Annotated in this window: 13 protein-coding genes and 1 tRNA gene; 9 read left to right on the top strand and 5 right to left on the bottom strand. The window is 68.7% G+C overall.

The features are described 5' to 3' along the window. Positions 1–21 precede the first annotated feature (21 nt). Positions 22–513, top strand: a complete 492-nt coding sequence (locus tag ACZ7LU_RS29710) for a PaaI family thioesterase (RefSeq protein WP_468560727.1) — start codon at positions 22–24, stop codon at positions 511–513. A 248-nt stretch (positions 514–761) separates the two neighbouring features. After that, positions 762–1,169 carry a hypothetical protein gene (locus ACZ7LU_RS29705; protein ID WP_471918494.1) on the top strand — a complete coding sequence of 136 codons (408 nt, stop codon included), beginning with the start codon at positions 762–764 and terminating at the stop codon, positions 1,167–1,169. Between the two features lie 154 nt (positions 1,170–1,323). Here the strand turns inward: ACZ7LU_RS29705 and ACZ7LU_RS29700 are convergent, their stop codons facing one another. After that, positions 1,324–1,563, bottom strand: a complete 240-nt coding sequence (locus ACZ7LU_RS29700) for a hypothetical protein (RefSeq protein ID WP_471918493.1) — start codon at positions 1,561–1,563, stop codon at positions 1,324–1,326. 496 nt (positions 1,564–2,059) lie between these two features. Here ACZ7LU_RS29700 and ACZ7LU_RS29695 point away from each other — a divergent pair, with 496 nt between their 5' ends. The 5 genes from ACZ7LU_RS29695 to ACZ7LU_RS29675 all read left to right on the top strand — a co-directional run bounded on the left by ACZ7LU_RS29695 (position 2,060) and on the right by ACZ7LU_RS29675 (position 7,733). Next, positions 2,060–3,310, top strand: coding sequence for a branched-chain amino acid ABC transporter substrate-binding protein (locus ACZ7LU_RS29695; protein ID WP_470981026.1), 1,251 nt, complete (start codon positions 2,060–2,062; stop codon positions 3,308–3,310). Between the two features lie 102 nt (positions 3,311–3,412). Next, positions 3,413–4,342, top strand: coding sequence for a branched-chain amino acid ABC transporter permease (locus ACZ7LU_RS29690; protein WP_398307372.1), 930 nt, complete (start codon positions 3,413–3,415; stop codon positions 4,340–4,342). Positions 4,343–4,347: 5 nt separating this feature from the next. Next, on the top strand, positions 4,348–6,192 hold the full coding sequence (locus ACZ7LU_RS29685) for a branched-chain amino acid ABC transporter permease (RefSeq protein ID WP_471918492.1): 1,845 nt from the start codon (positions 4,348–4,350) through the stop codon (positions 6,190–6,192). Positions 6,193–6,195: 3 nt separating this feature from the next. Beyond that, positions 6,196–7,020 (top strand): ABC transporter ATP-binding protein, encoded by an 825-nt coding sequence (locus ACZ7LU_RS29680; protein ID WP_468560731.1) that lies wholly within the window; start codon positions 6,196–6,198, stop codon positions 7,018–7,020. Continuing rightward, positions 7,017–7,733 carry an ABC transporter ATP-binding protein gene (locus tag ACZ7LU_RS29675; protein WP_468311083.1) on the top strand — a complete coding sequence of 239 codons (717 nt, stop codon included), beginning with the start codon at positions 7,017–7,019 and terminating at the stop codon, positions 7,731–7,733. Before ACZ7LU_RS29680 ends, ACZ7LU_RS29675 begins: the two co-directional genes overlap by 4 nt. A gap of 85 nt (positions 7,734–7,818) precedes the next feature. Here ACZ7LU_RS29675 and ACZ7LU_RS29670 read toward each other — a convergent pair whose 3' ends face one another. Then, positions 7,819–8,478: an ANTAR domain-containing response regulator gene (locus tag ACZ7LU_RS29670; protein WP_365356649.1), complete on the bottom strand. Its 660-nt coding sequence runs from the start codon at positions 8,476–8,478 to the stop codon at positions 7,819–7,821. Positions 8,479–8,582: 104 nt separating this feature from the next. Here ACZ7LU_RS29670 and ACZ7LU_RS29665 point away from each other — a divergent pair. Beyond that, a tRNA-Leu gene (locus tag ACZ7LU_RS29665) sits at positions 8,583–8,655 on the top strand. A 79-nt stretch (positions 8,656–8,734) separates the two neighbouring features. Here the strand turns inward: ACZ7LU_RS29665 and pyk are convergent. Continuing rightward, the gene (gene pyk / locus ACZ7LU_RS29660) at positions 8,735–10,168 is read right to left on the bottom strand and encodes a pyruvate kinase (protein WP_398307362.1); all 1,434 of its coding nucleotides are present in this window, start codon (positions 10,166–10,168) and stop codon (positions 8,735–8,737) included. Positions 10,169–10,297: 129 nt separating this feature from the next. Beyond that, positions 10,298–11,158, bottom strand: a complete 861-nt coding sequence (locus tag ACZ7LU_RS29655; protein ID WP_468311075.1) for a helix-turn-helix transcriptional regulator — start codon at positions 11,156–11,158, stop codon at positions 10,298–10,300. Between the two features lie 87 nt (positions 11,159–11,245). On the opposite strand from ACZ7LU_RS29655, the gene ACZ7LU_RS29650 reads away from it, so the two are divergent. Next, entirely contained in the window at positions 11,246–12,094 is an 849-nt protein-coding gene (locus ACZ7LU_RS29650) for an SDR family NAD(P)-dependent oxidoreductase (RefSeq protein WP_471918491.1), read from the top strand. Positions 12,095–12,101: 7 nt separating this feature from the next. On the opposite strand, the gene ACZ7LU_RS29645 is transcribed toward ACZ7LU_RS29650, so the two are convergent. Next, complete coding sequence (locus tag ACZ7LU_RS29645) at positions 12,102–12,830, bottom strand: SIMPL domain-containing protein (protein WP_471918490.1); 729 nt, start codon at positions 12,828–12,830, stop codon at positions 12,102–12,104. Positions 12,831–12,844 lie beyond the last annotated feature (14 nt).

The raw sequence follows: 12,844 nt of genomic DNA, 5'->3' as shown, positions 1-12,844 counted from the left end.
GAACGAACGGAGCCGGGCCCCATGGGTGAGCAGCACAGCGTGAAGTTCCCGCAGGAGGTCATCGACGAGTACGCCTCGCTCGGGGTCGATCTGCCCTCCCTGTTCTCGGCGGGACACCTCGGCACCCGCATGGGCGTGCAGGTCCTTGAGGCCTCGGCGGAGCGCGTCGTCGGCACCATGCCGGTCGAGGGCAACACCCAGCCGTACGGCCTGCTGCACGGCGGCGCCTCCGCGGTCCTCGCGGAGACCCTCGGCTCGGTCGGCGCGATGCTGCACGGCGGCGTGCACAAGCTCGCCGTCGGCGTCGACCTGAACTGCACGCACCACCGCGGCGCCCGCTCCGGCCTGGTCACCGGCGTGGCCACGCCCGTGCACCGGGGCCGCTCCACGGCGACGTACGAGATCGTCATCAGCGACGAGCAGGGCAAGCGGGTATGCAGCGCGCGCCTGACGTGCATGCTGCGCGACGCCGGCCCGGCGGCCGCGACCGGCTCCGCGGGCGCGGCGGGCTGACCCGGGAGGACCCGGCGAACGGGGCGCCGGCGCGGACGGCGGGCGTGCGGACAAGAGCGCGCGGGCAGGGCAGGCGCACGGACGAGGGGCGTACGAACGACGGGCAGGTGCGCCGACGACGGCCACACGGCCGAGGCGGACGCCCGGCCAAGCCGGACACCCCGACGGCGAGGGCACGGACGAGGGCCGCGCGGACAGGGTGGACGCGGGCACTGTCGGAGCGTGCGGCTCCGGTCTAGCGTCGGCGCATGAGGCACCGGATATCGCTCTGTGCGCTCGCCCTCGCCACCGCCGTCGCCACCGGGTGCGGAAGCTCCGGCCACGACGGCCGTGACGGCCACGACGGCCACGGCCGTTCCGACGCGGCCCCCAGCCCCTCCCCCCGCACCACCTCCCCCGCCGACCTGTGCACCACGATCATCACCAAGTGGGCCCGGCAGATCTACGACTCGGGCGACACGACCTACGGCGATTACCAGTCGATGGGCCTGTCGAACGGGCAGTACATGATCCTGCGCGACATCCTGGACGCCGCACGCGCCGAGCGCAGGCGCGAATCAGCCGCCGCCGGACGGGAATTGATCGCGCATCAGGCCCGCGAGCGGTGCGCGGAGCGCTACCGCCACGGCGGGCCGAGCGGCGGGCCGTGGACGTGAACGCCATCGGCCCCGTCGAGCCGGGCGAGGACACCTACGACCGCGCGTCCGCCCCGCCGCACCCGGCCCGGCCGGACCCGCGCAGGCTCCGCCACCGCCGCACCGCACTCACCGCCGCCGCGGCCGCGGTCGTCGGCGCCGCCGGACTGAGCCTCTACCTCACCCGCCCGGAGCCCCCGCCCGCACCGTCCCCGCCGCCCCCGCCCTGGCCGTCGCAGAGCGTGTCGGTGACGTACACGGGCGAGATGTCGCGCCCCGCGGCCGGGGACCGGAACTTCACTTTCGCCGTGACCTTCACCCAGGAGTCCGGGCCGCCGGTGACCGTCCGCGGGGTCGGCCAGCCGTCCGCGGCCCTCTCGGTCAGCACCTCGCCGCCCGCCCCTTTCGCGGTCAAAACGGGATCACCCCGGAAGTTGATCATCAGGATGCACATTCGCGAATGTGGAGAAGTGCCACGGAATGCCGGACTCCCTTTCCTGGAAGTAACGCTGCGTAATACGCGCGCAAACGAGAAGCAGAGTTACATCCTGGGTCCGGAATACGCGAATGATCTTTCCGGCGCCCTCGCGGCCGCATGCCCTCGAACACCGCTGTCATGAGTGAAACAGCATTACAGTCCTGCAGCTTGCGCTGGGGATTCTCAGCATGCGGATACGTCGAGATCCACCGAACAAGGCCATATTCAGCCCCAACCGCCCCCCGCGTTCCAGCCCGGAATACTCCGTGGCATAACAAGAGCGTCACAGCCTTGGTCCGACCACTCCACCAAGAACAAAGCCGCCCTTAGAGTCACGGCCAGTCACCGCGCCCACCGGATTCCTCTCAGTTCGGTTCCGCGCTCGACTCGGCATCCCAACAAGGGACAGCCGTGCCAGGGGAAAGGACTGATCGTGCGTCAACGTTCGCTCATAGCCATCACCGCTGCACTCACCGCGGGGGCTCTCACCCTCACCGCCTGTGGCTCGCGCGACGACAAGGACGACGGGGACGAGGGTGGCGGCGGCACCACCGTGGTCATCGGCGTCGACGCGCCACTGACCGGCGAGCTCTCCGCGCTGGGCCTCGGCATCCGCAACTCCGTCGACCTCGCCACCAAGCAGGCCAACGAGAAGAACTACGTCGACGGCGTCAAGTTCAAGATCGAAGCCCTCGACGACCAGGGCCAGCCCTCGTCCGGCCAGACGAACGCCACCAAGCTCGTCGCCGACAAGGACGTCCTCGGCGCCGTCGGCCCCCTGAACTCCTCCGTCGCCGAATCGATGCAGAAGGTCTTCGACGACGCGAAGCTCGTCCAGGTCTCGCCCGCCAACACCAACCCCGCCCTCACCCAGGGCCCGGACTGGAACGGCGGCAAGAAGGAACGCCCGTACAAGTCCTACTTCCGTACGGCCACCACCGACGCGATCCAAGGGCCCTTCGCCGCCCAGTACCTGTACAACAAGGCCAAGAAGAAGAAGGTCTTCGTCGTCGACGACAAGAAGACCTACGGCGCCGGACTCGCCGCCACCTTCAAGGACGAGTTCACCAAACTCGGCGGCAAGGTCGTCGGCACCGAACACATCAATCCGGACACCAAAGACTTCGGCGCCGTCGCCACCAAGATCCGGAACTCGGACGCCGACCTCGTCTACTACGGCGGCGAATACCCGCAGGCCGGACCCCTCAGCAAGCAGATGAAGCAGGCCGGCTCGAAAGCCCCGCTCGTCGGCGGCGACGGCATCTACAGCGCCGACTTCATCAAACTCTCCGGCAAACAGGGCGTCGGCGACTACGCCACCTCCGTCGGCCAGCCCGTCGAAGAACTCCCCTCGGCCAAGGAGTTCATCGCCAACTACAAGAAAGCCGGCTTCAAGGAAGCCTACGAGGCCTACGGCGGCTACTCCTACGACAGCGCCTGGGCCATCATCGAAGCCGTCAAGAAGGTCGTCGACGACAACGACGGCAAACTTCCCGACGACGCCCGCGCCAAGGTCATCGACGCCATGAAGGGCGTCTCCTTCGACGGCGTCACCGGCAAGGTCTCCTTCGACGAATACGGCGACGCGACCAACAAGCAGCTCACCGTCTACCAGGTCAAGTCCACCGACCCGAAGACCGGCTGGAAGCCCGTCGAATCCGGCACATACACCGGGAGCAACTGACCCTCCCGGCCCGTAGCCCACACGACAACCCGCGCGGGGCGCCGCAGACAAGCGCCCCGCGCGGCGTCGCATCCGTCGCTCGAAAGACTCGGAGGACCTGCGGTGCACGAACTGCCGCAACAGCTGGTCAACGGCCTGCTACTGGGATCCATGTACGGCCTCATCGCCATCGGCTACACAATGGTCTACGGCATCGTCCAGCTCATCAACTTCGCCCACGGCGAGATCTTCATGACCGGCGGATTCGGCGCCCTCACCGTCTGGATCTGGCTCCCCGCCGACACCAGCATGTGGGCCGCCGTCCCCCTCATGCTCATAGGCGCCATCTTCGTCTCCACCACCATCGCGGTCGGCGCCGAACGCTTCGCCTACCGACCCCTGCGCGAAGCCCCCCGCCTCGCCCCGCTCATCACCGCCATCGGACTCTCCCTCGCCCTCCAGCAAGCCGTCTGGGCCTGGTACCCCGAGGCGAAGTCCGCCCGCTCCTTCCCCGAACTGCCCGGCGGTTCCATCCACATCGGCTCCGTCACCATGCAGCCCGGCGACGTCTTCCTGCTCATCGCCGCACCCATCTGCATGGTCGCCCTCGGCTACTTCGTCATGAAGACCCGCATCGGCCGCGGCATGCAGGCCACCGCACAGGACCCCGACACCGCCAAGCTCATGGGGATCAACACCGACCGTGTCATCGTCGTCGCCTTCGCCATCGGCGCCGCCTTCGCCGGCATCGCCGCCGTCGCCCGCGGACTGAAATACGGCCAGATCGACTTCCGCATGGGATTCATCCTCGGCCTCAAGGCCTTCACCGCGGCCGTCCTCGGCGGCATCGGCAACATCTACGGCGCCATGATCGGCGGCGTCGTCCTCGGACTCGCCGAATCCATGGCCACCGCCTACATCAACGACGTACCCGGCATGGACAAGCTCGGCGGCCAGTCCTGGGCCGACGTCTGGGCGTTCGTACTCCTCATCGTCGTCCTCCTCGTCAGGCCCCAAGGCCTCCTCGGCGAGCGCGTCGCGGACAGGGCGTGACAACCATGACCACACAGACCACCGCAGCCGACAGCCCCCGTCCGCACAAGGACAAGCCGGCCACCGGGCTCATCCCCCTCCCCGTCGGCCCCGCCCGCGCCCTCGCCACCGGCGGCGGCGTCCTCACCATCGTCTCCGCCTTCCTCGCCTGGACCTGGACCGCCCGGTTCCCCGGCGACCTCACCGTCTACGGCTACCCCGGCGGCCTCCAGTGGCTCGTCCTCATCGCCGGCGCCCTCACCACCCTCTACGGCCTCGCCTCCTACGGCACCAAGGGCCTGCGCGCCCTCGCCCCCGCCGGAGCCGACGCCGCCCTCAAATACGCCGCACTCGCCGCCTTCGCCACCACCTGGTACACGATCTTCGCCATCGCCAAGAAGCTCGGCGGACTCGCCAACCTCGAACCCGGCGGCTGGATCGCGGGCATCGCCACCCTCATCGCCCTCACCGGCGCCCTCGCACTGCCCTTCCAGCGACCGCACACCTACCCGGTCGACGAGGAGGACAGCTCCTGGGAACAGTTCAAGCACCGCGCGCGCAACACCAAGACGATCATCAAGGGCGCCTTCGCCGCGGACACCCCAGCCCCGCCCCGCAAGCTCAACTCGTACCTCGAGATCCTGATCATCATCGCGGCCCTCGCCACCGGCCTGCTCGTCTTCACCTACGGCATCGGCACCGAGTACGACGAACTCTTCATCGGGTTCCTCATCACCGTCGGCCTCGGCTTCGCCGCACTCGCCAAGGCGGGGCTCGTCGCACAGGTCTCCACGTACACCGCACGGCACCGCAACATCACCCTCATCGGCGCGTTCCTCGCCGCCGCCGCGTTCCCCTTCACCCAGAGCGACGACCAGTACGCCACCATCGGCGTCTACATCCTCATCTTCGCCACCGTCGCCCTCGGCCTGAACATCGTCGTCGGCCTCGCGGGCCTCCTCGACCTCGGATACGTCGCCTTCCTCGGCGTCGGCGCCTACGCCGCGTCCATGGTCTCCGGATCCCCCGCCTCACCCTTCGACGTCCACCTGCCGTTCTGGGCCGCCATCCTCGTCGGCGCCGGCGCGTCCCTCGTCTTCGGCGTCCTCATCGGCGCCCCCACCCTCCGGCTGCGCGGCGACTACCTCGCCATCGTCACCCTCGGCTTCGGCGAGATCTTCCGCATCGCCGCCAACAACTCCGACGGCTCCTCCGGACCCGACATCACCAACGGCTCCAACGGCATCTCCTCCGTCCCGAACCTGAAGATCTTCGGCTTCGACTTCGGACTCGAACACAGCATCGCGGGCTTCACCATCGGCCGGTTCGCCAACTACTTCTTCCTGATGCTCCTCATCACCCTCGTGGTGGTCCTCGTCTTCCGCCGCAGCGGGGACTCCCGCATCGGCCGCGCCTGGGTCGCCATCCGCGAGGACGAGACCGCCGCACTCGCCATGGGCATCAACGGCTTCCGCGTCAAACTCATCGCCTTCGCCCTCGGCGCCTCCCTCGCCGGACTCGCCGGCACCGTCCAGGCCCACGTGACCTACACCGTCACGCCCGAGCAGTACCAGTTCGCCAACTCCGTACCACCCAACTCCGCCTTCCTCCTGGCGGCCGTCGTCCTCGGCGGCATGGGCACCATCAGCGGACCCCTCGTCGGCGCCGCACTGCTCTACCTCATCCCCAACAAGCTTCAGTTCCTCGGCGACTACCAGCTTTTCGCCTTCGGACTCGCCCTCGCACTCCTCATGCGCTTCCGCCCCGAAGGCCTCATCCCCAACCGCCGCCGCCAGCTCGAATTCCACGAATCCGAGCTCCCGCCCGGCGAGACGCCGCCACCCGCAGTCCTCAGCAAGACGGGGGTCTGACCCATGACCACGGACACGACGAAGAAGGACCCCACACCGGCCGCCCCGGCCGGCGAAACCGTCCTCGACGCCCGCGGCGTCACCATGCGCTTCGGCGGCCTCACCGCCGTACGCTCCGTCGACCTCACCGTCAACACCGGCGAAATCGTCGGCCTCATCGGACCCAACGGAGCCGGCAAGACCACCTTCTTCAACTGCCTCACCGGCCTCTACATCCCCACCGAGGGCGAAGTCCGCTACAAAGGCACCGTCCTGCCCGCGAAATCCTTCAAGGTCACCGCAGCGGGCATCGCCCGCACCTTCCAGAACATCCGCCTCTTCGCCAACATGACGGTCCTGGAGAATGTGCTCGTCGGCCGCCACACGCGGACGAAGGAAGGCCTCTGGTCGGCGCTCCTCCGCGGGCCCGGATTCCACCGCGCGGAAGCCGCGTCCAAGGCCCGCGCCATGGAACTGCTCGAATTCGTCGGCCTCGCCGAGAAAGCCGAGCACCTCTCGCGCAACCTCCCCTACGGAGAACAGCGCAAGCTCGAAATCGCCCGCGCACTGGCGAGCGAGCCAGGACTTCTCCTGCTCGACGAACCCACCGCCGGCATGAACCCCCAGGAAACCCGCGCCACCGAAGAACTCGTCCTCGCCATCCGCGACATGGGCATCGCCGTCCTCGTCATCGAGCACGACATGCGCTTCATCTTCAACCTCTGCGACCGCGTCGCCGTCCTCGTCCAGGGCGAAAAACTCGTCGAAGGATCCAGTGAGACGGTCCAACAGGACGACCGCGTCATCGCCGCCTACCTCGGCGAGCCCTTCGAGGAGAACAACAAATGACCGCACTCCTTGAGGTCGAGGACCTCCGCGTCGCCTACGGCAAGATCGAAGCCGTCAAAGGCATCAGCTTCAAGGTCGAGGCCGGCGAAGTCGTCACCCTCATCGGCACGAACGGCGCGGGCAAGACGACCACGCTCCGGACCCTGTCCGGACTGCTCAAGCCGGTGGGCGGCTCGATCAAGTTCAACGGAAAGCCGCTGCGCAAATACCGGGCCGACCAGATCGTGGCCCAAGGCCTCGCCCACTCCCCCGAAGGCCGCCACATCTTTCCCCGCATGACCATCGAGAACAACCTCCGCCTCGGCGCCTACCTCCGCTCCGACAAAGCAGGCATCGAGAAGGACATCCAGCGGGCCTACGAACTCTTCCCCATCCTCGGAGAACGGAAGAAACAGGCGGCAGGCACGCTGTCGGGCGGCGAGCAGCAAATGCTGGCGATGGGCCGCGCCCTGATGTCCCAGCCCAAGCTGCTCATGCTCGACGAGCCCTCCATGGGCCTCTCACCGATCATGATGCAGAAGATCATGGCCACGATCTCCGAGCTCAAGGCCAACGGCACGACGATCCTCCTCGTCGAGCAGAACGCCCAGGCCGCACTCTCGCTGGCCGACCACGGCCACGTCATGGAGGTCGGCAGGATCGTCCTCTCCGGCACGGGCAGCGACCTGCTGCACGACGAGTCCGTGCGGAAGGCGTACCTGGGCGAGGACTGACCACGCCTTCCTGGGCATACGAGGAGGCCCGCACCCCGATCGCAGGGTGCGGGCCTCCTCGTACTCGTACCACCGTCGCGGGCGGTCAGCCCTTAGACGCCTTCTTCTCCTCGGCGTCCTCGATGACCGCCTCCGCGACCTGCTGCATCGAAAGACGGCGGTCCATCGACGTCTTCTGGATCCACCGGAACGCGGCGGGTTCCGTCAGGCCGTACTCCGTCTGCAGGATCGACTTCGCCCGGTCGACCAGCTTCCGCGTCTCAAGGCGCTGCGAGAGGTCCGCGACCTCCTTCTCCAGCGCCTTCAGCTCCGTGAACCGCGAGACGGCCATCTCAATGGCCGGGACGACGTCGCTCTTGCTGAACGGCTTCACGAGGTACGCCATCGCACCGGCGTCGCGGGCCCGCTCGACGAGGTCGCGCTGCGAGAACGCGGTGAGCATCAGGACGGGGGCGATGGACTCCTCGGCGATCTTCTCCGCCGCGGAGATGCCGTCGAGGACAGGCATCTTCACATCCAGAATCACCAGGTCCGGCCGGTGCTCGCGGGCCAGCTCGACGGCCTTCTCACCGTCACCGGCCTCGCCGACGACGCTGTAGCCCTCTTCTTCCAGCATCTCTTTGAGGTCGAGCCGGATCAGGGCCTCGTCCTCGGCGATGACGACACGGGTCGTCACCGGAGGCACGTGCGACTGGTCGTCGTCGTCCGACGCGTCGGTGGGCTGGGGCGACTCGGGGGCGGTCACGGGGGGCTCCTCGTTGCGGGGCAGGCTACTGCTTGCCCTGAGCCTACCTAGCTCCTGTATGTTTAGGGCACGGCGGCTCCCCGTTAGCCTTCGTTCTGAAGGATGCCCCGGTAGCCCAGCGGTAGAGGCAGTGGTCTCAAACACCATCCAGCGTGGGTTCGAATCCCACCCGGGGCACTTTTCCTACGATTCGAAGGTCACGCTCCGGACCCGGATCCCTTCCTTCTCGTGAAGATCCGCTTGCCGCTGACATCCGTTATTCGCTGTCGTCCTCGCCGATGTGGTGGACGCGTACCAGGTTCGTCGAGCCCGAGACTCCCGGTGGGGAGCCGGCCGTGATGACGACCACGTCGCCCTTTTCGCAGCGGCCGATCTTCAGGAGCAGTTCGTCGACCTGGTCGACCATCGCGTCGGTGGAGTCGACATGCGGGCCGAGGAAGGTTTCCACTCCCCAGGTGAGGTTGAGCTGGGAGCGGGTGGCCTTGTCGGGGGTGAAGGCGAGGAGCGGGATGGGTGAGCGGTAGCGGGAGAGGCGGCGGACCGTGTCGCCGGACTGGGTGAAGGCGACCAGGAACTTCGCGCCGAGGAAGTCGCCCATCTCGGCGGCGGCGCGGGCGACGGCGCCGCCCTGGGTGCGGGGCTTGCTGCGTTCCGTCAGTGGGGGCAGGCCCTTCGCGAGGATGTCCTCTTCCGCCGCTTCGACGATGCGGCCCATCGTCTTGACCGTCTCGATGGGGTACTTGCCGACGCTGGTCTCGCCGGAGAGCATCACGGCGTCGGTGCCGTCGATGACGGCGTTGGCGACGTCGCTCGCCTCGGCCCTGGTGGGGCGGGAGTTGTCGATCATCGAGTCGAGCATCTGCGTGGCGACGATGACGGGTTTGGCGTTGCGCTTGGCGAGTTTGATGGCGCGCTTCTGGACGATCGGGACTTGCTCAAGGGGCATTTCGACGCCGAGGTCGCCGCGGGCGACCATGATGCCGTCGAAGGCGGCGACGATGTCCTCGATGTTGTCGACGGCCTGAGGCTTTTCGACCTTGGCGATGACGGGGAGGCGGCGGCTCTCTTCGTCCATGATGCGGTGGACGTCTTCGATGTCGCGTCCGCTGCGGACGAAGGAGAGGGCGATGACGTCGCATCCTGAACGCAGGGCCCAGCGGAGGTCTTCCTCGTCCTTGTCGGAGAGGGCGGGGACGGAGACGGCGACGCCGGGGAGGTTGAGGCCCTTGTGGTCGGAGACCATGCCGCCTTCGATGACGGTGGTGGTGACGCGGGGCCCGTCGACCGCTGTGACTTCGAGGGTCACTTTGCCGTCGTCGACAAGGATGCGCTCGCCGGTGGTGACGTCGGCCGCGAGGCCGTCGTAGGTGGTGCCGCAGAGGTGGCGGTCGCCTTCGACGCCGTCTTCGACGGTGATGGTGAACTCGTCGCCGCGTTCGAGTAGTACGGGGCCTTCGCGGAAGCGGCCGAGGCGAATCTTCGGGCCTTGAAGGTCGGCGAGAATGCCGACGCTGCGGCCGGTCTCCTCGGAGGCCTTTCGCACGCGCTGGTAGCGCTCCTCGTGTTCGGCGTGGGTGCCGTGGCTGAGGTTGAAGCGGGCGATGTCCATTCCGGCTTCGACCAGTGCCTTGATCTGGTCGTACGAGTCGGTGGCGGGTCCCAGGGTGCAGACGATTTTTGCTCGGCGCATGGTTCGAGCCTAGGGCTTACCGGCGGGTAGAGAATTGGTCGGGGGTGACTACTCAACAACCTTTATATGAAGGGTTATTGACAAGTGTTGAATTGTGCGGGGAGCCGCTCCGATGAGCGGCTCCGGGCGTCACCCGGGTACGTCCATGCGCTGCGTGCCGACGACCGAGAGCAGGCGCAGTGCCTCCTCGGACGGTGAGCCGGGGACTGCGGTGTAGATGACGACGCGCTGGTCCCGGTCGGTGATGTCGAGGACGTCGCATCTGACGGCGACGGTGCCGACCAGGGGGTGTTCGAAGGTCTTGCACAGGGTGGGCCGGTCGGTCACGTCGTGGGCGGCCCACAGCCGGGCGAACTCCTCGCTGCCTGCGAGGAGTTCCTCGACCAGGCCGTTCACCTCCGGGTCGTCGGGGTAGCGGGCCGCGGCCGCGCGCAGGTGCTGTGCGGAGGTCCGGGCGAATTCCTCGGCGTCCGAGACGCCGTACAGCCGCCGGCCCTGCCGGTAGGGGGTGAGGAAGGTGCGCCGGATGAGGTTCCGCTCGCGGGCGGGCAGGGCGGAGAAGTCCTCCATGAGGGCGGCCGCCAGCGGGTTCCAGGCGATGACCTCGTACGTCGCCGACAGGACGACCGCCGCGGCCTCCGGCAGCCGGTGCAGCAGGTCGACGATGCTCTGCCGCACCTCCCTGGAGGGTCCGGGCGGCGGGGCGGGGGAAAGTCCGGCCAAGTGGTTGAGGTGGTCGCGCTCGACGTCCGACAGGCGCAGGGCGCGGCCGATCTGGGCCAGGACCTCGCGGGAGGGGTGCGGGGCGCGGGCCTGTTCCAGGCGTGCGTAGTACTCGGGCGAGATGAAGGCGAGCTGTGCCACCTCCTCGCGGCGCAGGCCGGGGGTGCGGCGGCGCGTCCCTGCGGGCAGTCCCACGTCGGCGGGGGTGATCCGGGCGCGCCTGCTGCGCAGGAAGTCGCCAAGCTCTTCTCGTACTCGTCGGTCCACGGGTCAAGTGTGTACCGGCGCCGCCCCGCCCAGCCAGGCACTGCTGGTGCCTGGCTGGGCGGGGCGGCCGGGCGCAGGCTCGTCGGCATGAACAACGCCAGGAACAACGCCAACGCCGTGGGCCACACCACGAACGACACCATCAAGAACGACTCGTCGGACCCGTCCGCCGCGGCCTCGGGGCTGCTCGCCGGGAAGGTCGCCTTCATCACCGGGGCCGGCCGTGGCATCGGTGCCGCCGCGGCGCGGCTGTTCGCCGCGGAGGGTGCCCGGGTGCTCCTCGCGGCGCGCTCGGAGGACCAGCTGAAGGCGGTGGCCGAGGAGATCCGGGCGTCGGGCGGCGTCGCGGACCACGCGGTGTGCGACCTGGCCGACCCGGCGAGTGTGCGGGGCGCGGTCGACCGCGCCGTGGAGTTGTACGGCCGGCTCGACGTCGCCTTCAACAACGGTGCGACGGGTCAGCCGCCCGGCCCGCTGGACGAGTTGTCGGAGGCCGATTTCGACCATGTGTACGCCGTCAATCTGAAGGGCCCGTGGGTGGCGATGTCCGCGGAGATCGCGGCCATGCGTGCGACGGCGGGACGCGGGGCCATCGTCAACACGTCCAGCGTCGGCGCTCTGATGGCCAATCCGCAGCTGCCCGCGTACGGGGCGTTGAAGCGGGCGTTGAACAGTCTGACGGAGTCGGCGGCGGCCACGTACGGCCCGGAGGGGATCCGGGTGAACGCCGTCGCGCCCGGCACGACGCTCACCGAGTTGCTGTTCGAGTGGGAGGAGCGGTCTCCGGGCACGGTCGACGCGCTCAACGCGCGGACGCCGCTGGGGCGTGCCGCCGAGCCGCGGGAGATCGCCGAGGCCGCCGCGTGGCTGCTGAGCGACCGCGCCTCCTATGTCACCGGCGCGGTCCTGCGGGTCGACGGGGGCATGCTGGCCTGAGGCCCGTTCATGCCAGTCGCGGCGGCACGAGGGTGAAGCGGGCGTTGACCTGTGCGTAGACGTGCTGGCGTTGGGGTTCGAGGTCGAGGGGGGCTGCTTCCTCGGCGAAGTCGGGTGCGCCTCCGTAGGCGGCGGCGGAGCGCATGCCACCCATGGGGCCGCCGTAGCCGTGGACGGGGGCCGGTTGCTCGGCGCCGATGTCGGCGAGTTCGACGAGGGCGGCGAGGTCGGTGCCGAGTGCTTCGGCGTATTCGCGGGCGCGTTGGACGGCTTCGCGGACCGCTTGCCGGCGGGCGTCGCGGTGGGTGGGTGAGTCGGGGCGCAGGGCCCACCAGGGACCTTCGACGCGGGTGAGGTCGAGGTCGGCGAGGCGGGTGGTGAGTTCGCCGAGGGCGGTGAAGTCGGTGAGTTCGGCGGTGGTGTGGACGCGGCCGTGGTAGGCGCGGACGCGTTCGCCGCGGCCGTGTCTGGTGAGTTCGGGGTTGATGGTGAAGGTGCCGGTTTCGAGTGTGGTGACGGCTTCGCCGTAGGTCTTGATGAGGTCGAGGACGGTGGTGTTGCGGCGGGTGAGGTCGTTCAGGGTGTCGCGGCGGTCGGTGCCCCGGGCGGTGACGGTGACGGAGATGCGGGCGATTTCGGGGTCGACTTCGAGGTGCGCTTCGCCGCGGACGGCGAGGCGGGGTGCGTCGGGGGTGCCGTAGGGCGCGGGCGGCGGTGTGGGGGCGGTGGAGTCCATGGCGTCACTTTCGC

It is taken from the genome of Streptomyces sp. NPDC039462 (assembly GCF_055639375.1).
This window is presented reverse-complemented; position numbering and strand designations above follow the sequence as displayed.